18 protein-coding genes are annotated in these 17,625 nt (G+C 60.4%); 13 read left to right on the forward strand and 5 right to left on the reverse strand.

Annotated features, from left to right (window positions below):
* The first annotated feature begins 369 nt into the window (after window positions 1-369).
* The 6 genes from AC13QO_RS07765 to AC13QO_RS07790 all read left to right on the forward strand — a co-directional run bounded on the left by AC13QO_RS07765 (window position 370) and on the right by AC13QO_RS07790 (window position 5,750).
* Complete coding sequence (locus AC13QO_RS07765; protein ID WP_064805530.1) at window positions 370-594, forward strand: hypothetical protein; 225 nt, start codon at window positions 370-372, stop codon at window positions 592-594.
* Window positions 595-706: 112 nt separating this feature from the next.
* Entirely contained in the window at window positions 707-1,612 is a 906-nt protein-coding gene (gene dapF, locus AC13QO_RS07770; RefSeq protein WP_488540363.1) for a diaminopimelate epimerase, read from the forward strand.
* On the forward strand, window positions 1,609-2,880 hold the full coding sequence (gene mtaB / locus AC13QO_RS07775) for a tRNA (N(6)-L-threonylcarbamoyladenosine(37)-C(2))-methylthiotransferase MtaB (protein WP_488540364.1): 1,272 nt from the start codon (window positions 1,609-1,611) through the stop codon (window positions 2,878-2,880). The genes dapF and mtaB overlap by 4 nt, the downstream gene beginning before the upstream one ends.
* Window positions 2,881-2,896: 16 nt before the next feature.
* Window positions 2,897-4,444 carry a signal recognition particle-docking protein FtsY gene (ftsY, locus tag AC13QO_RS07780; RefSeq protein ID WP_488540365.1) on the forward strand — a complete coding sequence of 516 codons (1,548 nt, stop codon included), beginning with the start codon at window positions 2,897-2,899 and terminating at the stop codon, window positions 4,442-4,444.
* A 77-nt stretch (window positions 4,445-4,521) separates the two neighbouring features.
* Complete coding sequence (locus AC13QO_RS07785) at window positions 4,522-5,166, forward strand: septation protein A (RefSeq protein ID WP_488540366.1); 645 nt, start codon at window positions 4,522-4,524, stop codon at window positions 5,164-5,166.
* On the forward strand, window positions 5,163-5,750 hold the full coding sequence (locus tag AC13QO_RS07790) for a DUF2585 domain-containing protein (RefSeq protein ID WP_488540367.1): 588 nt from the start codon (window positions 5,163-5,165) through the stop codon (window positions 5,748-5,750). The genes AC13QO_RS07785 and AC13QO_RS07790 overlap by 4 nt, the downstream gene beginning before the upstream one ends.
* A gap of 88 nt (window positions 5,751-5,838) precedes the next feature.
* On the opposite strand, the gene cysE is transcribed toward AC13QO_RS07790, so the two are convergent.
* The gene (gene cysE / locus AC13QO_RS07795) at window positions 5,839-6,687 is read right to left on the reverse strand and encodes a serine O-acetyltransferase (RefSeq protein ID WP_488540368.1); all 849 of its coding nucleotides are present in this window, start codon (window positions 6,685-6,687) and stop codon (window positions 5,839-5,841) included.
* 355 nt (window positions 6,688-7,042) lie between these two features.
* Here cysE and AC13QO_RS07800 point away from each other — a divergent pair, with 355 nt between their 5' ends.
* From AC13QO_RS07800 to AC13QO_RS07830, 7 genes are all read left to right on the forward strand, one after another.
* On the forward strand, window positions 7,043-8,461 hold the full coding sequence (locus tag AC13QO_RS07800; protein WP_488540369.1) for an FAD/NAD(P)-binding protein: 1,419 nt from the start codon (window positions 7,043-7,045) through the stop codon (window positions 8,459-8,461).
* 283 nt (window positions 8,462-8,744) lie between these two features.
* Window positions 8,745-9,557 (forward strand): MetQ/NlpA family ABC transporter substrate-binding protein, encoded by an 813-nt coding sequence (locus AC13QO_RS07805; protein ID WP_488540370.1) that lies wholly within the window; start codon window positions 8,745-8,747, stop codon window positions 9,555-9,557.
* Window positions 9,554-10,681, forward strand: a complete 1,128-nt coding sequence (locus tag AC13QO_RS07810) for a methionine ABC transporter ATP-binding protein (protein WP_281064502.1) — start codon at window positions 9,554-9,556, stop codon at window positions 10,679-10,681. The genes AC13QO_RS07805 and AC13QO_RS07810 overlap by 4 nt, the downstream gene beginning before the upstream one ends.
* A complete protein-coding gene (locus AC13QO_RS07815) occupies window positions 10,662-11,315 on the forward strand; it encodes a methionine ABC transporter permease (RefSeq protein WP_221113745.1) in 654 nt (217 codons plus the stop codon). The genes AC13QO_RS07810 and AC13QO_RS07815 overlap by 20 nt, the downstream gene beginning before the upstream one ends.
* An 8-nt stretch (window positions 11,316-11,323) precedes the next feature.
* Entirely contained in the window at window positions 11,324-12,562 is a 1,239-nt protein-coding gene (locus AC13QO_RS07820; RefSeq protein WP_488540371.1) for an SfnB family sulfur acquisition oxidoreductase, read from the forward strand.
* A gap of 2 nt (window positions 12,563-12,564) precedes the next feature.
* The gene (locus AC13QO_RS07825) at window positions 12,565-13,797 is read left to right on the forward strand and encodes an SfnB family sulfur acquisition oxidoreductase (protein ID WP_488540468.1); all 1,233 of its coding nucleotides are present in this window, start codon (window positions 12,565-12,567) and stop codon (window positions 13,795-13,797) included.
* 11 nt (window positions 13,798-13,808) lie between these two features.
* The gene (locus AC13QO_RS07830; RefSeq protein WP_285195383.1) at window positions 13,809-15,158 is read left to right on the forward strand and encodes an LLM class flavin-dependent oxidoreductase; all 1,350 of its coding nucleotides are present in this window, start codon (window positions 13,809-13,811) and stop codon (window positions 15,156-15,158) included.
* Between the two features lie 117 nt (window positions 15,159-15,275).
* Here the strand turns inward: AC13QO_RS07830 and AC13QO_RS07835 are convergent, their stop codons facing one another.
* Genes AC13QO_RS07835 through ccmB form a run of 4 tightly spaced genes read right to left on the reverse strand, consistent with a single transcriptional unit; the run spans window position 15,276 to window position 17,521 of the window.
* Window positions 15,276-15,884 (reverse strand): DsbE family thiol:disulfide interchange protein, encoded by a 609-nt coding sequence (locus AC13QO_RS07835; RefSeq protein ID WP_488540372.1) that lies wholly within the window; start codon window positions 15,882-15,884, stop codon window positions 15,276-15,278.
* Window positions 15,881-16,048 carry a heme exporter protein CcmD gene (ccmD, locus tag AC13QO_RS07840; RefSeq protein ID WP_488540373.1) on the reverse strand — a complete coding sequence of 56 codons (168 nt, stop codon included), beginning with the start codon at window positions 16,046-16,048 and terminating at the stop codon, window positions 15,881-15,883. The genes AC13QO_RS07835 and ccmD overlap by 4 nt, the downstream gene beginning before the upstream one ends.
* 3 nt (window positions 16,049-16,051) lie before the next feature.
* On the reverse strand, window positions 16,052-16,813 hold the full coding sequence (locus AC13QO_RS07845) for a heme ABC transporter permease (protein WP_285195380.1): 762 nt from the start codon (window positions 16,811-16,813) through the stop codon (window positions 16,052-16,054).
* A gap of 48 nt (window positions 16,814-16,861) precedes the next feature.
* On the reverse strand, window positions 16,862-17,521 hold the full coding sequence (gene ccmB / locus AC13QO_RS07850) for a heme exporter protein CcmB (protein ID WP_221113740.1): 660 nt from the start codon (window positions 17,519-17,521) through the stop codon (window positions 16,862-16,864).
* Window positions 17,522-17,625: the final 104 nt, after the last annotated feature.

The raw sequence follows: 17,625 nt of genomic DNA on the forward strand, positions 1-17,625 counted from the left end.
TTGATCTGCCCGGAAACGTCGTGCTTTTCCTTGACGAAAACAAGACGCAAAGCCAAAAAGCACCCGAGGGCGCATCGCGCTGTCGGGTGTTGACCTCCGGGATCTCGGTGTCCCGGTCGGCGGCTCGGAGTCATGTGGCTCGTCGCGGATTGGCCGCGATAAACAGGAAAGCGGCGGGAAAGTCAAGGCGAATGCGGGCCGATGGCCGCACGACCGGCTTTTCGGAAGCAGTGGGACATGGATCCGGTAGTTAAATGCCGCTTACAGGCCAATACGCTATTTACGCCAGTTGCAAAATAATCCGCTTGTGATTCTACTTTCTACTTAAGTGCGTCCTGTAAAATGATTCGTGAATATCCTTGATGCCGGATGATCCGGCGGAGATATCGAATGATCAATGCTGATATTGAAAGTTGGGCGCTGGCACGGGCCCATCATATTGTTCTCAACGAAGGCCTTAGTCTTGCAAAAGCGGCACAGGATCTGGATCGCAAACGATCCCGCTCGCTGGTCTACGAGCTGAGGAAGGTCATCACCGCCGCTATCGTCGAGGCGCATGCGGCGTCCTTCGAAGCCGACGGCGGGCAGCGGTAGAAGACGGACCGCCCGGAGGCTCAGTCGGCTGCAAGGCCTGCATGGCACTCACCCACTGGTAATTCCCTCGCGTTTCCGCCATATACAGCGGAAAGACGGACGGAATGATATTATGAGCGCAACGGTCGAATTCGCGAGGATGAACGGGCTTGGCAACAAGATCCTGGTCGTCGACATGCGCGGACGGCCTGATAAGGTGACGCCCTCGGCGGCGGTCGCGCTCAATGCCGATCCGCAGACCGAGTTCGACCAGATCATGGCGATCCATGATCCGAAGGCCGCCGGCACAGATGCCTTCATCGATATCCTGAACTCCGATGGCTCGAAGGCGCAGGCCTGCGGTAACGGCACCCGCTGCGTCGTGCAGGCGCTTGCCGCAGAGACCGGTCGGAAGGCCTTCACCTTCCAGACGGTCGCCGGGATCCTCAATGCCGTCGAGCACGAGGACGGGACGATCTCCGTCGATATGGGAAAGCCGGTTTTCGATTGGGACAGGATCCCGCTGGCGGAAGAATTTCACGACACCAGCCGTATCGAGCTGCAGATCGGCCCGATCGACAATCCGGTGCTGCATTCGCCTTCCGCCATGTCGATGGGAAATCCGCATGCGATCTTCTGGGTGGATAAGGATGTAATGTCCTATGATCTCGCCCGCTTCGGGCCGCTGCTCGAAAATCATCCGATGTTTCCCGAGCGCGCCAATATCACCCTGGCGCAGGTGACGTCGCCGACATCCGTGACGACACGCACTTGGGAGCGCGGCGCGGGGTTGACACTCGCCTGCGGCTCGGCTGCCTGTTCCGCTGCTGTCAGCGCCGCGCGTACCGGCCGCACCGGGCGCAAGGTGACGATCAATGTGGCGAGCGCCAAGCCGCCAGCCGTGCTTTCGATCGAATGGCGCGAGCGCGACGATCACGTCATCATGACCGGTCCGGCCGAATGGGAATGGTCGGGCCGACTCGATCCGTCGACAGGTCTCTGGTCGCGCGATGGTACACAAGAGGCGGGGGCGCAGTGAGCGGCGTCGAGGTCATTACCTTCGGCTGCCGCCTCAACACATATGAATCCGAAGTGATGAGGGCGCAGGCCGAGAAGGCCGGGCTCAACAACGCCATCCTGGTCAATACTTGCGCCGTGACCGGCGAAGCCGTGCGTCAGGCCCGCCAGGCGATCCGCCGGGCGCGGCGCGACAATCCACATGCCCGCATCATCGTCACCGGCTGCGCCGCGCAGACGGAAAAACAGACCTTCGCCGAGATGGCGGAGGTCGATGCGGTGCTCGGCAACGAGGAGAAGCTTTCAAGCGCCTCCTATCGCAGCCTGCCGGATTTCGGTGTTTCGGCCGAGGAGAAGCTCCGCGTCAACGATGTCATGAGCGTCAGGGCGACGGCGCCGCAGATGGTCAGGCACATCGACGGTCATGTTCGTGCCTTCATCCAAGTCCAGAACGGCTGCGACCATCGCTGCACCTTCTGCATCATTCCCTATGGCCGCGGCAATTCCCGCTCGGTGCCGATGGGCGCCGTGGTTGACCAGGCCCGCAAGCTCGTCGACAGCGGGTATCGCGAGATCGTGCTGACCGGGGTCGACGCCACCAGCTATGGCGGCGATCTGCCGGGCGCGCCGACGCTCGGGCTTCTGGCAAAGACGCTTTTGAAACAGCTCCCGGAGATCCGCCGACTGAGGCTATCCTCGATCGACAGCATCGAGGCCGATGCCCATCTGATGGACCTGATCGCCGACGAGCCTCGCTTCATGCCGCATCTGCATCTGTCGCTACAGCATGGCGACGACATGATCCTGAAGCGGATGAAGAGGCGGCATTCTCGCGCCGACGCGCTGCATTTCATCGAGGATGCGCGCCGCCTTCGCCCGGAGATGAGCTTCGGCGCCGATATGATCGCAGGTTTCCCAACGGAAACGGAAGAGATGTTCGCCAATGCGGTGCGGCTCGCTGAAGAAGCTGATATCGCGCACCTGCATGTTTTCCCCTACAGCCCGCGTCCCGGCACGCCGGCCGCCCGCATGCCGCAGCTCGACCGGTCGCTGGTCAAGGACCGCGCCGCACGGCTGCGCGCCACGGGACATAGGCTGCATCAATCCCACCTCGATGGCATGGTAGGAACCCGGCAGTGGCTGCTTGTCGAAAACAACGGCCTTGCGCATACGGAAAACTTCACGCTGGTTACAGCCGCCGGCCTTCGTCCCGGCGAACTTGTGCCGGTCACGATCACCGGCCACAATGGCAAGCATCTCGACATGCAATTGACGGCCGCAGCGGCCTGACTTTCACGGATTCCCCATGGCGCTCAGTTTCATCAAAAAGGTCTTCACCTTCGGCAAGCCGGCTGAAGAACCCGTGCCTGAGGCTGTGGAAAGGGAGCTCGAGCAGCGTTCGCGCGACGAAGACCTGCCGATCGCGGATGATCCTGTTCTTCCCGAGGAGAGGGATACCGCCGGCGGACCGGCTGCGGATGTCGTGCAGGATGCCGAGGAAGAGTGTGACGATGCCGAGCCAGCGATCCTGCCGGCTCCGGACCAGCTCAGCGATATGGGCGTCGTGCCGCTGTCGCTGCTGGAAGCCGAGGCGGAAGCGGAGGTGAGTGCCGAGAGTGCTGCGGAAGCACCCCCCTCTGTCCCTTCGGGACATGTCCGCTACAAGGGGGGAGATCATTTGGAGTCTGATGCGCCGGCTTCGATCGAAGGGACCGAAGAAGTCGCAGAAGCGCCTGTAGAGGAAATTCTACCTGAGATCGATGAGGTGCTGGACGCCTCTGTTCAGCCGATCTCCCCCCCTGTGGGGGAGATGCCCGGCAGGGCAGAGGGGGGTAGCCCCACGGCGGAATCGGCGACCAGCACTCCCATCCTTCCCAAAGGCTTCGCTACCGGCCCGAAGGTCGCCGAACCCGAACCCGTTGCCCCGCAACCCAGACTCAGCTGGTTCCAGCGCCTGCGCAACGGGCTTGCGCGTACGTCCTCGCAGCTCACCGGCCAGATCACCGCGCTCTTCACCAAGCGCAAGCTCGACGACGAGACCCTGCAGGATCTCGAAGACCTGCTGATCCAGGCCGATCTCGGCGTCGAGACGGCGCTGCGCGTCACCGATACGCTCGCTTCCGAGCGCTACGGCAAAGATGTGACCGGCGAGGATGTCAGCCGGATCATGGCGTCGGAAATCGCCAAGGTTCTGAAGCCGGTCGCCAAGCCTCTACAGCTCGATCTTTCGCACAAGCCGCATGTTATCCTCGTCGTAGGCGTCAACGGCACCGGCAAGACGACGACGATCGGCAAGCTCGCGGCGAAGCTCTCTGGTGCCGGGCTGAAGGTGATGCTCGCCGCCGGCGATACCTTCCGCGCGGCGGCGATCGAGCAGCTTAAGATCTGGGCCGAGCGGACCAATTCCGAATTCATCGGCACCAAGCTCGGCGCCGATGCAGCCGGTCTTGCCTACGACGCCTTTGAACAGGCCAAGGCAAAAAAATGCGACGTGCTGATCGTCGATACCGCCGGCCGCCTGCAGAACAAGGCCGAGCTGATGGCCGAACTTGAGAAGATCGTGCGTGTGCTCGGCAAGCTTGATCCCGACGCGCCGCACACCGTGCTGCAGACGCTCGATGCCACGACGGGGCAGAATGCGCTGAGCCAGGTCGAGATCTTCCGCAATGTCGCCGGCGTCAACGGGTTGATCATGACCAAGCTCGACGGCACGGCGCGCGGCGGCATTCTCGTCGCGATCTCCGTCAAGCACAAGTTGCCGGTCTATTTCATCGGCGTCGGCGAAGGCGTGGAAGATCTGGAGCCGTTCGAGGCCGAGGATTTTGCCCATGCCATTGCCGGGCTCGAGCAATGATGCCACAGATATGCCGCCGAAAGCCTGCAAGGGACGGTCGGAAACAGGTTTTCAGCAATAGCAGGTTCGAAGAACGCATGACCACCGAAAGCGACATCACCCCGTCCGCGGCCGACCGCCATCATCCGATGCTGAAACTGGCGCTGGAACTCGGGCCGCTGATGATCTTCTTCTTCGCCAATCTGCGTGGCCAATGGCTGGTCGAAAAATTTCCCGCCCTTTCCGAACTGGGCGGGCCGCTATTCGTCGCGACCGGGCTCTTCATGGCGGCGACGGTGATTTCGCTTGTGGTTTCGAAGATCGTGCTCGGCCATCTGCCGATCACACCCTTCGTCTCCGGCATCGTGGTCGTCATCTTCGGCTCGCTGTCGATCTGGCTGCAGAACGAGACCTTCATCAAGATGAAGCCGACCATCGTCAACACGCTCTTCGGGGTGGCGCTGCTCGGCGGGCTCGCTTTCGGCCGGTCTCTGCTCGGCTATGTCTTCAACGCCGCTTTCCAGCTCGATGCCGAAGGTTGGCGCAAACTTACCATCCGCTGGGGCGTCTTCTTCCTGTTTCTCGCCGTGCTGAACGAAGTCGTCTGGCGCAATTTTTCCGACGATACCTGGGTCGCCTTCAAGGTCTGGGGCACGATGCCCATCACCATCATCTTCACGCTGGCGCAGATGCCGCTGGTGCTCAAACACAGCATCAACCTGGAAACGGATGGCGAGAAGTGACCACTGCAGACGCCGAATATCGGGTCAGGCATCAGAGCTTTTGGTTCGTCGCCTGCATCGCAGTCCTGGCTGCCCAGATCATCGCAGAATATATGATGGGCCGTGTGCCGATCTGCGCCTGCGGTTATGTTAAGCTGTGGGAGGGCTGGGTCAATACCAGCGGCAATTCGCAGCATCTGTCGGACTGGTACACGCCGTCGCACATCATCCACGGGTTCCTGTTCTACGGACTGAGCTATCTGCTCCTGCGCCGCAAGCCGCTGATGGCGCGTCTGCTCCTGGCGCTCGCCATCGAGTCCTGCTGGGAATTATTGGAAAACTCGCCTCTCATCATCGACCGCTACCGCACGGCGACGATCGCGCTCGATTATTACGGCGACAGCATTCTCAATTCGGCAATGGACACCGTCTTCATGTGCCTCGGCTTCTTCTTCGCCTGGCGCGCGCCGGTGGCGCTGACGGTCGCGGTCGCCATCTTCTTCGAGATTTTCACGGGCTTTATGATCCGCGACAACCTGACACTCAATGTGCTGATGCTGATCTGGCCGGTCGAGGCGATCAAGGTCTGGCAGGGCGGAATTTAGGGTCAGAAAAGTCCCCTCCCCAACCCTCCCCAGAAGAGGGAGGGACTAGTCTAATCTGGGGCACCGCCTCGCTCCTCCAAGAACGTCTCTATATCGTATATTCCGGTTCAGATAAGGTCTGGTCCATCGTGATGCCCGGCAGATTGAAATGGCACTTGCCGACCTGTCTCGCCGGAACGCCGGCCACGGATGTGTAGGCTGCCACGGCATTTACGACAACGCTTCCTGCGCCAACCTTGGCGCCGACGCCGATTTCGATGTTGCCGAGGATCTTGGCGCCTGCTCCGATCAGCGCGCCACGCCGCACCTTGGGGTGTCGGTCGCCGGTCTCCTTGCCCGTTCCTCCCAATGTGACGTTCTGGAGGATCGATACGTCGTCTTCAACGATGGCTGTCTCGCCGATGACCAAGCCGCTCCCGTGATCGAGCATGATGCTCCTGCCCATCTTGGCGGCGGGATGAATGTCGACGCCAAAGACTTCAGAAATGCGGCTCTGGATGTGGCGCGCAAGATGCAGGCGGTCATGATGCCAGAGCCAATGGGCGACGCGTTGTCCCTGCAATGCGACAAAGCCTTTGAAATATAGAAATGGCGTCAGGATTTCCGTATTCGACGGATCGCGCTCCTTGATCGCCGTCAGGTCCGCAGCCGCATCCGCAATGATAGTGCGATTGGCGATGAAGGCCTGCGCGATTACCGCCAGCAGTTCGTCCTGGTCGAGATCATGGTTGGCCAGTTTGATCGCGACCCGCTGGGCGAGCGCCTGGGCGAAGCTCGCATGATAGAGCACTGCCGAATTCATGGCGCGCGTGAGTGCGGGGTCCTTGGCCGAAGCATTGACGGCCTCCGCGCAAAGGGCCTGCCAAATCGCGGCAACCTGAGGCGAAGCCTCTGGCTCTGTCGACAGATTGCTCAAGCTGACCAGTGGAGCCGCCATGCTACCTTCCTCTTGCAGCCGATGCCATGGACCCGGCAGAGAGACGTTAAGCCAATCCTCGCTGGAATTGATGGTTCAAGAATTCCGCAGATCGTTGCAGTTGTTCTAAATTTCTCTCTTTTTTCGGCGTTGCTGGGAATTAATTTCCAACCGTCGCATCTCCCGAATCTTCATTGCTTCAGAAGGCGCAAAGCAGCCAGTCGGCAAGGGAACAGCGGTCCTGCCGCACGCCGACGCCACGTTGTCAACCGAGCGCGTCGAATAGTGCTTGCGTTCGGAACAGTATTTTCTATTATTTTAGTGGAGAATTACGCGGCGCTCGTTCCGGGCGCTCACACGCAGAAGGAGCCGATGAATGACTCTTCTCTCGTCACGTTCTTCGAGGCCGGATGGCCAGAAAGCCGACCATCTCGCACGGATTGCGATCGTCGGCCGGGGCTTTACCGGAATCATGACCGCAATCGCTCTTTTCAAGAGAGTCGATCACCCTTTCCATCTGGTGATGTTCGACCCGCGCGCAAAGATCGATATCAGCGAAGGCATCAGCCGGCCTGCATCGACGGTGCTGACCAGCCGGGTTCGCGACCTTTCCGTCGATCCGGCGCTGCCCGACGATTTCCATCGCTGGCTGGAAAGAGATGACACATGGCGCGATCGCCTCACCTCGGACCCTGCCGGTCTCGAGCACGCCTTCGTTCCCGGAGATATCTTCAGCAGCTATGTCTATAAACGCTTCTCCGAGGCCCTGACAGATCGGCCCGATGTCGTCGTGCAGTTTGGTTCGGATGCGATCACGGCGATCGGCAGGCATCCGGCCGGAGGATATTCGGTCTTCGCAGGTGCCGAGCAGCCGACCCGCTTCGATGCCGTTTTTCTCGCCACCGGTTACGGCCTGCGTGAAACTTCGGATGCGGCGCTTGCCGATGCTGCGCAAAGCGCTATCGTGATCGGCAGTGGCATTCACGCGGTCGACAGGGCGCTCCGGCTGCTGGCTGATTCCAGAATTTCCCGTGTCACGTTGATCTCGGAATCGGGTTTCCTGCCTCAGTCGCATGCTCCCGCTGCGGTTGGATCCGTCGTCACGGACCAGCCCGTGCCGAAGACGCTGCGCGGTGCGTTTCGCTTCTTGCGCGAGGCCGCACGCAGTGCCGACCTGGAAGGTTCGGGATGGCAGGGCGTCATGAACGGTTTTCGTTCCCGCGCGCGAGACATCTGGACTGGCCTGACGCCGGAAGAACGGGCACGGTTCAAACGTCACGTGAAGGCCGTCTACGACAGTCATCGCAACCGCTTGCCGCCGGAGCACTATCAGCGCCTGCATCACGCAATCGCAAGCGGCGCGATTGCCGTGAGGAAGGGAAAGGTAAATTGCATCGCCACCAACGGCGTGCTGTTTTCGGCACTGACCGGGCCGGAGGTCCTTCCCGCGGATCTGACCATCGACTGCCGCTTGCGGCCATCCGGGACCGATAGCCCACCCGTTCGTTCGCTTATTGTTGCGGGTCTGGCAACGAGGGACGAACTCGATATCGGCATCGTCGTGGACGACTGCGGGCGGACCCGGGCGAACCCTTCGCATGGGGTGTTTGCGATGGGGCCACTGGGGCTGGGCAGCCTTCCCGATATCGATCTGGTGCCCCAGATCGTTCAGCAAAGCCATGCCGCTGCGTCGGTGGTCAACAACTTGATCGGCGAAGCGGCGCGGGCAGTTTCAGTCCGGAGTGATTTCCCAGCACGCCATGCTGGGCGAACCGGCGATGACTGCACAATTTAAGCCAACGGTCTCCGGCAATCCGGCGCGGTTCAGTTCGTTTTCAAAAACCGCCGCCATTGTCTCATCAAGGCCAATCTTTTGTAGCCGAACGCACATCTCCGGGCCGCGGGGTAGTAATCGCCCGCCCTTCAGGGTTGTCGTCCGCCACCGCAAGCGTTCGCATTGAATCGATGACTTTGGGTTGCGAAAATATTCTCGAAGCGAAAGCCATCTCGCAAAAATCATCTTTGTCTATCAATTTCACAGACAATACGTTGGTCCCTCCAAAACAAGAGGTCAACCAATGAAACTTACGCTTAGAACATTGCTTGTGGCTCTGGCCGCGCTGTCCTTCTCATTGCCTGCAACGGCGGCCACGTTGAAGGTCGGCGTTGTTCCTGGCGTATACGCGGACTCGATTGAAGCCTTGATCCCGGAGGCGAAGGCCAAAGGGCTCGATCTCGAAGTGGTCGAGTTCAGCGACTGGACGACTCCGAATATCGCGCTTCAATCCGGCGACATCGACGTCAACTACTTTCAACACCAGCCGTTCCTCGACAATGCTACCAAGGAACGTGGCTATGATTTCAAGAGCGCAGGCATCGGCGTGCTTGCTAACATCGGGCTGTACTCGCTCAAGTACAAGAAGTTCGAAGATATCCCCGAAAACGGCAAGGTCGCCATAGCGAACGACCCGGTTAACCAGGGCCGCGGACTCCTACTCCTCCAGCGCGCCGGCCTGCTCAAGCTCAAGGACGGCGTTGGGTTCAAGGGATCGCTTGACGACATCACGGAGAATCCAAAGAACCTGAGTTTCACCGAAGTCGAGGGTCCCCAGCTTGCGCGCGTCACTGGCGATGTTGATCTGGCTCAGGGGTACCCTCACTTTATCGTCGCCTCCAAGGCGTTCGATCCGAGTTCGGGCCTCCTCTACTCCGGTGTCGACGACAAGCAGTTCGCCATCATTTTTGCCGTAAAGTCCGACCGCGTGGAAGATCCGGCCGTCAAGGAGCTGGTCACTCTTTACCAGAATTCGCAGGCCGTGAAGGATGCGATCAACAAGGCGTTCGCATCCGACACGAAGCTCTACACGCTGCCTTGGGTGGCAACGAATTGACCGCCTTATCCGTAAGCCGGGTCGAGCCAATCGAGGCACCTTCGCCGGAAAACGGGAAAGGCTTATCGGCCAATCCCGCGCGGGCAATCGCAGTTTCGTTCGACGGCGTGGGAAAGACCTATGACACACACAAGGGCTCCGTCCACGCTCTCAAAGGCATTACGATAGACGTCGCACGAGGCTCGATCTTCGGCATCATAGGGCGCAGCGGAGCAGGGAAATCGAGCCTGCTCCGCACTGTGAATCGGCTGGAGACCGCGACCGAGGGCAGCGTCGTCGTAGACGGGGTTGACGTCCGGTCGCTAAGTGACGGCGAACTCGTGACATTCCGACGCAAGGTCGGAATGATCTTTCAACACTTCAATTTGCTGTCGGCTAAAACCGTCTGGGGTAACGTCGCGCTCCCTCTGATAGTGGCGGGTGTGCCCAAGCTCGAAATTGACGAGCGCGTTGCTGATGTTTTGCGGCTTGTCGGCCTCGAAGGGAAGCAGGACGCCTACCCCTCGCGTTTGTCAGGTGGGCAGAAACAGAGGGTAGGGATCGCGAGGGCGCTGGTGAACCGACCTGAAATTCTCCTTTGCGACGAGGCGACCTCCGCGCTTGATCCGGAGACCACGCTCTCTATTCTCCAATTGCTCAAAGACATCAATCGCTCGCTCGGCATCACAATCCTGCTGATCACGCACGAGATGAGCGTCGTGCGTGAGATCTGTGATGATGTCGTTGTGCTCGAAGGCGGCCAGGTTGCCGAGGCTGGCAAGACCTGGGAGATTTTCAGCAAGCCCGGCCATGCAGCCACAAAGGCACTGCTCAAGCCGCTGGAGCCTGGTATTCCGCGCGATATCGCGGACCGGCTGACATCTGCGCGCGAGCATTTTTACCAGCGGGCGCTCATTGAACTCACCTACGGGGGCAATGGGCGTGAGGGTATCAAGCTTCAGGAGTTGGCGAGGGTCGTCGGCTCATCGGTGCAGATCGTTCAGAGCATAGTGGACCGGATCCAAGGCCACGCGTACGGCCGGATACTTTTGACAACTGACGCAGACGATCAAGTCGGTCTCTCCAGATTCGAGGGACTTGCAGATAACGTAAGGATACTCGGCTATGTCCGCGATGATGTATGAGCGCCTCTGGCAGGCGCTGCTGGACACCGTTCTCATGGTGGGCACATCGGCTCTGATCGCACTGGCCGCCGGTATCCCGCTTGCAGTCTTCCTCGTTCTAGCTGCCCCAGGCGGGCTCATAAAGGCTCCTTATGCCCAACGCTCTTTGGCGGCAGTCATCAACGGTTTTAGAGCAACGCCATTCATCGTGTTGCTCGTCGCGCTGTTACCCCTCACTCGGTTGATCACAGGAACCACAATCGGGGTGTGGGCCGCGGTCGTGCCGCTTTCAATAAGTGCGACGCCGTTCTTCGCTAGAATTGCGGAAGTCAGCCTGCGCGAGGTCGATGGCGGGCTGATTGAGGCAGCCCAGGCCATCGGCTGCAGGAGATGGCATATCGTCAGGCACGTCCTGCTTCCGGAGGCGCTTCCTGGAATCGTTGGCGGCTTCACGATCACCATCGTCAGCATGATCGGTGCCTCAGCGATGGCAGGTGCCGTGGGTGCAGGAGGCCTGGGTGATATGGCAATCCGGTACGGGTATCAGCGTTTTGACACGACGGTTATGGTGGCGGTAATCGTCGTGCTCATTGCCCTGGTATGTGTCGTACAGCTTGGCGGCGACGCTGTAGTACGCCGCCTGAAGGCACGATGAGGTCAATGATGGCTGACAATGTGTCTCATCGGCCGGTTGAAAATCGACTACCGCGTCCACCCGCAAAGCCGCATTTGATCACAAGCGACCTCGAGGCCCTGGCAATAGCGGAAAAATTGGCCGCGCGTTTCAAAATCGGGGCGTCGTCACGAGACCGCGAACGACGACTGCCTTGGGATGAAATAGAGGAATACACTGCGAGCGGTCTTGGCGGTATCACGGTTCCAGGCGAGTTTGGCGGCGCTGATGTCTCGTTGGTAACTGTCGCGAAGGTGTTCGAAACGCTGTGTGAGGCCGATCCATCCCTCGGCCAACTTCCGCAAAATCAGTTCGGCGTGCTCGCTTTGCTCCGTGATATCGGGGCCGAGACCCAAAAGACCCGCATTTTCGGTGACGTGCTCAACGGTCATCGGATTGGAAATGCCGGACCGGAGAAAGGCAGCCGGCTGGTTACGGCGAGCACAACTCGACTATCGATGGTCAACGGAGAGCCGAGGCTCACGGGGAGGCGTTTCTATTCGACCAGTGCAATATTCGCCCATTGGATTCCAACCCGTGCGGTTGATGACGACGATAACCCAGTCCAGGTCTGGCTTCGTCGAGACCAGCCCGGTGTGAAGGTTGTCGACGACTGGTCTTCCTTCGGGCAACGGACAACGGCAAGCGGATCGGTCATCTTCGACGACGCAGCGGCCGATCCCGATCTTATTTTCCGGATGGCCGAGTTCAAGGACAGGCCGGGGCTCGCCGGTCCCACTTCGCAATTGATACAGGCCGCGATCGATTGCGGCATTGCTGGCGCGGCAATATCCGATGCGGTGTCCTTCGTTCGAGACCGGGTACGCCCTTGGGTCGATTTCGGCGGCGAGCGCGCCGCGGACGACCCGACTATCATCCACGAAATAGGAAACCTTTACACGAGCTACCATGCGGCCCAGGAGGTACTCTATGAGGCCGCTGCCGCGCTAGATGAGATCGCGAGGCGGCCTGTGACCGAACGTTCCAGCGCAGAGGCCTCTGTAGCGGTGGCGAACGCAAAGATACTCACGACCGAAGTCGCGCTGGAGGCAAGCGAGATGCTTTTCGATCTAGCGGGTTCCTCGGCCACGCGCGCCTCCCACAATCTTGACCGCCATTGGAGGAATGCAAGAACGCACACTCTGCACGATCCGGTTCGTTGGAAGTATCACCTTGTGGGCAATTTCGAACTGAACGACATTTTTCCCAAGCGGCATCAATGGAACTAGTGATGAGTGATGAAGCAAAAGCTGACGCGCCGGCCCCTCGGCCGTCAGGTGTCCCGCCGGTCATTGGTAGCCATGTGCAAGCCCTCGAAGTAGCCGATAAGCTCGCCGCCGGTTTTGCGGTGACGGCTTCCGAAAGGGATCGCGGCCGCGAACTTCCCTGGAGCGAGGTTGAACAGTTCTCCCAGAGTGGCCTTTGGGGTGTCACCGTTCCAAAGGAGTTCGGCGGCCCGGCGCTCGGCTCCAAGACGGTCGCGGATATCATATCGACGATCGGGGCGGCCGACGGATCGCTTTCGCAGATTCCTCAGAACCATTTCTATGCCCTTGAGGTGCTACGCGTCGGCGGAAGCTGGGAGCAGAAGCGCTTTTTCTACGATCGCGTCCTCGCCGGCGAGCGTTTTGGCAATGCGCTTGCGGAGATTGGCAATAAGGATTTCAAAAGAAGAACCTCCTTGCGCCAGGAGAACGGCGATTGGATCGTCAGCGGGCGCAAATTCTATTGCACCGGGGCGATCTTTGCGCATTGGATACCGACCCTTGCTGTCGCGCAGGAGGGAGGCGGGCAGGTTTCCTATCTGGTGATGGTTCCAAGATCATCGGACGGCGTCGCCGTCATCGACGACTGGGACGGCTTCGGGCAGCGCGTAACCGGCAGCGGCTCCGTGACGTTCGATAACGTTCGCGTCGAAGAACGGTGGATCATACCATTCCAGGCTTCGTTCGATACGCCGACTACGATCGGGCCTTTCGCCCAGCTGATGCACGCGGCCATTGATTACGGCATCGGCGTCGGAGCACATGAAGAAATGAAGCGCTTCGTCCGCGAGCGAGCCAGGCCGTGGATTGACGCCAATGTCGGTAGAGCCTCCGACGACCCGCTAACGGTCAGCGCAGTGGGCCAGGTGAACGTCAAGCTAAAAGCCGCCGCGGCATTGTTGCGTCGGGCATCCCGCTTTGTGCATGACGCACAATCCACGCCGACAGAAGCCACGGTAGCCGCGGCATCGGTGGCAGTAGCCGAAGCCAGAATTCTAACGACAAAAGCTGGTCTGCTGGCCGCAACGAAATTGTTCGAATTGTCAGGCACCTCCGCCACGGCGAGTGAGCTTAACCTCGACCGATACTGGCGCAATGTCAGAACGCACACACTCCACGACCCGGTTCGTTGGAAGTACCAGGCTATCGGAAACTATTACCTAAATGAGCGCGCCCCGCCGCGACACGGTGCCATCTAGGCGATTTTACGATGACAAAAAAACTGCTGATCAACGCGTTCAACATGAATTCGGTGGGCCACATCAATCACGGTCTATGGGCGCACCCGCGTGATCAATCCCACAAATACAAGACACTCGACTATTGGACGTCGCTTGCGAAGACGCTCGATCGCGGTCTTTTCGACGGAATTTTCCTGGCGGATATCGTTGGCGTCTACGATGTTTATCAGGGATCAGCCGATCTGACGCTCCGGGAATCGATCCAGCTGCCTGTCAATGATCCACTCTTGCTGATCTCGGCAATGGCGGCCGTGACACAACACCTTGGTTTCGGTGTCACCGTAAACGTGAATGGTGAGCCGCCCTATCTGTTTGCGCGCCGGATGTCGACCCTCGACCACCTTACCGGGGGTCGGCTTGGGTGGAACATCGTTACGGGCTATCTCGACAGTGCGGCGCGTGCGGTCGGGCAAGACGCGCAATCGGAGCATGACAGCCGATATGAGCGGGCCGACGAGTACCTCGAGGTCCTCTATAAGCTCTGGGAGGGGAGCTGGTCAGACGAGGCCGTCTTGCTGGACAAGGAAGGCCGCAGATACGCAGATCCGAACAGAGTGAGGCCGGTCATGCACGATGGCCTCTACTACAAGGCCACCGGTTATCATTTGGCGGAGCCTTCCCCTCAACGCACGCCGGTCCTTTATCAGGCCGGCACCTCGGGTCGTGGAAAGGAATTCGCTGCGAAGCATGCGGAATGTGTATTCATCACCGCAGTCGACAAGGCAGCCGCTCGCAAGACCGCGCGCGCCATCCGCGAGGGAGCGGTCAGTGCCGGTCGGAATGCCGACGATGTAAAGATATTCGTCGGCATAACGGTCATAACCGGCGCGACACGGAGCGCGGCGCAGGATCTATACCGGGATTATCTCAGCTACGCCAACCCCGAAGCCGGGCTGGCTCACTTTTCTGCTGGCACCGGGATCGACCTCTCCAGGTTCGGGCTGGACGAACCGATCTCCTACGGAACCTCCAACTCCATCCAATCTGTCACTCAGCTGGCGCAGGAGAAGCGTTGGACGAAGCGTCAGCTTTTGGAGGAACTCAAGATTGGAGGGCGCTATCCACTCATCGTAGGGGATGGCGACAGCGTGGCGTCGGAGATGATTTCGTGGATGGACGAGGGCGAGATCGACGGCTTCAATCTCACCAGAACTGTCGTTCCGGAGAGCTACGAGGATTTCGTCAATCACGTCGTTCCGAGATTACAGGAGCGCGGACGATACAAAACCGCTTATTCGGACGGTACGCTGAGGAAGAAGCTTTTCGGAGCAGGGGACCGACTGCCAGATCGGCATTTTGCTCGCTCGTTCGCGATCTGACCTTACATTTCGGTCGGCTCTCGACAGCAACAAGCAGTCAGTTGTTAGAACAGGATTTGGAAAGGCGGTGCGACAAGTGAAGCGCCTCCCTGTGGGGAGGGGTGTCCTGCCTGGTGACTACGACGCCGGCTTTCCCAGCGCCCTTTCCATCGCCGGATACAGGCCTTCCTTCAGGCTGATCTCGTCGAAGGGGCCGACGCGTTTGTAGAGGATGGTGCCGTCCGTGCCGACGAGGTAGCTTTCCGGAATGCCGTACACGCCCCAGTCGATCGCCGCCTTGCCGTTCGGATCGATTCCGATCGCCTGATAGGGATTGCCGAGTTCGCCGAGGAAGCGCAGGGCGTTCTCGTTCTTGTCCTTGTAATTGATGGCGACAATGTTTAGCCGGCCGTCTTTCGCCAGTTCCTTCAGGATAGGGTGCTCGTCGCGGCAGGGGATGCACCATGAGGCGAAGACGTTGACGAGGGTCAGCTTGCCGCTGACTGCGGCGTCGGTCAGCGCCGGCAGGTTGGCGCCCTCGAGCGGAGGAAGGCTCAGCGACGGCGCCTTGGTGCCGATCAGGGCGGAAGGGATTTCGGCGATGTTCTTGCCGTGGAAATCTTGGTCGTAGAGCATCTTCGCGGCCGTCGCGGCAATGCCGCCGAACACGATCAGCGGCAGAAGCGCCAGTGCATAGCGGCCAAATCCACGTGGCTTGGCAGTTTTGGTATCGGGCGTCTTGGTCATTCGCCATCCTTTGGCCGCGCCGAGCGGCGGCGGATACCGGCGGCTTCGAGGCTTGCAAGCTCGCGGCGGCGCGCCCGGCCGTCGGCCCAGGTCCACAGGATGACGGCGATCGTCACCAAAGCGGCGATGCCATAGGATGCATAGACATAGAAGGCGTGCGGCACGGCCTATTCCTCCCGGCTCGCCATGCGGGCGGCGAGACGGCGCTGGGCGGCGACACGGCGGCGCCAGATCTCGTTTCTCATGGCCATGATATGCAGCGTGAAGAACAGCAGGGTGAAGGCGATCGCCATGACGAAAAGCGGGCGCAGGAATTCCGGATCAATCGCCGGGCCGCCAAGGCGCATCACGCTTGCCGGCTGATGCAGCGTGTTCCACCAGTCGACGGAAAACTTGATGATCGGGATGTTGACGAAGCCGACCAGGATGAGCACGGCGCAAACGCGCGCCGCCCGCGACGGATCGTCGATGGCGCGGCTCAGCGCAATGAGGCCGAGATACATCAGGAAGAGGATGAAGACGGAGGTCAGCCTGGCATCCCAAACCCACCAGGTGCCCCACATCGGCTTGCCCCAGAGCGAACCGGTGACGAGCGCAATCAGGGTGAAGGCGGCGCCGAGCGGAGCTGCGGCCTTGGCGGAGACATCGGCGAGCGGGTGGCGCCAGACGAGCGTGCCGATCGCCGAGAGGCTCATGATCGTGTAACACATCATCGACAGCCAGGCGGCAGGCACATGGATATACATGATGCGCACGGTCTCGCCCTGCTGGTAATCGCCTTCTGTCGCAAAGCTCAGATAAAGGCCGACCGCAAAACAGAGGGTAGTGATGCCGGCCAACCAGGGAATGATGCGCGCCGCCAGCGCGAGAAACCGCGTCGGGTTGGCGAGATCGCTGATTTTGCTGATGGCAAGGCTGGTTTGGCTCATGGGCGCTTTCCTTACCTTGAACCGGCTTTTCCCGCAATCGAAAGGCATTCAATCCGCCGTGTTTCGCAGCGCCAGAGCGGCGGCGGCCGGGCCGATGACCGCGAAGAAGAGCGTCAGTGCGATCAATATCAGGAAGGGCGGCAGGAATGGCGCTGGTTCTTCGACCGCAGCATAGGTGGCGCTGACGCCGAAGATCAGCACGGGGATGGTCAGCGGCAGCACGAGGATCGAGACCAGCAGGCCGCCGCGGGGCAGAGCGACGGCGACGGCAGCGCCGACGGCGCCGATGAAGGTGATCGCCGGCGACCCGACGAAGAGCGTCAGCACTGTGGCGCCGATCGCCCTCTCGTCCATGTTCATGAACAGGCCGAGCAGCGGCGAAGCGATGACCAGTGGCAGGCTGGTCGCGGTCCAGTGGGCGAAGCATTTGAGGAGCACGGTCAGGACAAGCGGCGTTTCCTGCATCAGCATCAAGTCGAGCGATCCATCGTCGCGCTCGGCCTGGAACAGGCGGTCGAGGCCGAGAAGGGCAGCGAGCAGTGCGCCGATCCAGACGATGGCGGGGCCGATGCGGGAGAGAAGCTTGAGGTCAGGGCCGACGCCGAAAGGGATGACGGCGACGACGGTCAGGAAGAACAACACGCCGATCAGTGCGCCGCCGCCGGCGCGAATCGAGAGTTTGAGGTCGCGGAGGAAGAGGGCGGTCATGCGGGGTGGCTCTCTGCATCTACGGAGGACGGGGCACCCCCCTCTGCCCTGCCCGGCATTTCCCCCACAAGGGGGGAGATCGGCCGGGGGCGCGCTCTTGCCCC

This window comes from Rhizobium sp. CNPSo 3670 (assembly GCF_057784555.1).

Excerpts from the sequence above, each read along its gene's own strand:
- AC13QO_RS07815 (WP_221113745.1), top strand. The coding sequence starts at position 10,662 with ATGTCCGCGATGATGTATGAGCGCCTCTGGCAGGCGCTGCTGGACACC.
- AC13QO_RS07825 (WP_488540468.1), top strand. The coding sequence starts at position 12,565 with ATGAGTGATGAAGCAAAAGCTGACGCGCCGGCCCCTCGGCCGTCAGGT.
- AC13QO_RS07820 (WP_488540371.1), top strand. The coding sequence starts at position 11,324 with ATGGCTGACAATGTGTCTCATCGGCCGGTTGAAAATCGACTACCGCGT.
- AC13QO_RS07835 (WP_488540372.1), bottom strand. The coding sequence starts at position 15,884 with ATGACCAAGACGCCCGATACCAAAACTGCCAAGCCACGTGGATTTGGC.
- AC13QO_RS07800 (WP_488540369.1), top strand. The coding sequence starts at position 7,043 with ATGACTCTTCTCTCGTCACGTTCTTCGAGGCCGGATGGCCAGAAAGCC.
- cysE (WP_488540368.1), bottom strand. The coding sequence starts at position 6,687 with ATGGCGGCTCCACTGGTCAGCTTGAGCAATCTGTCGACAGAGCCAGAG.
- ftsY (WP_488540365.1), top strand. The coding sequence starts at position 2,897 with ATGGCGCTCAGTTTCATCAAAAAGGTCTTCACCTTCGGCAAGCCGGCT.
- AC13QO_RS07845 (WP_285195380.1), bottom strand. The coding sequence starts at position 16,813 with ATGAGCCAAACCAGCCTTGCCATCAGCAAAATCAGCGATCTCGCCAAC.
- ccmB (WP_221113740.1), bottom strand. The coding sequence starts at position 17,521 with ATGACCGCCCTCTTCCTCCGCGACCTCAAACTCTCGATTCGCGCCGGC.
- AC13QO_RS07830 (WP_285195383.1), top strand. The coding sequence starts at position 13,809 with ATGACAAAAAAACTGCTGATCAACGCGTTCAACATGAATTCGGTGGGC.
- dapF (WP_488540363.1), top strand. The coding sequence starts at position 707 with ATGAGCGCAACGGTCGAATTCGCGAGGATGAACGGGCTTGGCAACAAG.
- AC13QO_RS07805 (WP_488540370.1), top strand. The coding sequence starts at position 8,745 with ATGAAACTTACGCTTAGAACATTGCTTGTGGCTCTGGCCGCGCTGTCC.
- AC13QO_RS07765 (WP_064805530.1), top strand. The coding sequence starts at position 370 with ATGATCCGGCGGAGATATCGAATGATCAATGCTGATATTGAAAGTTGG.
- AC13QO_RS07785 (WP_488540366.1), top strand. The coding sequence starts at position 4,522 with ATGACCACCGAAAGCGACATCACCCCGTCCGCGGCCGACCGCCATCAT.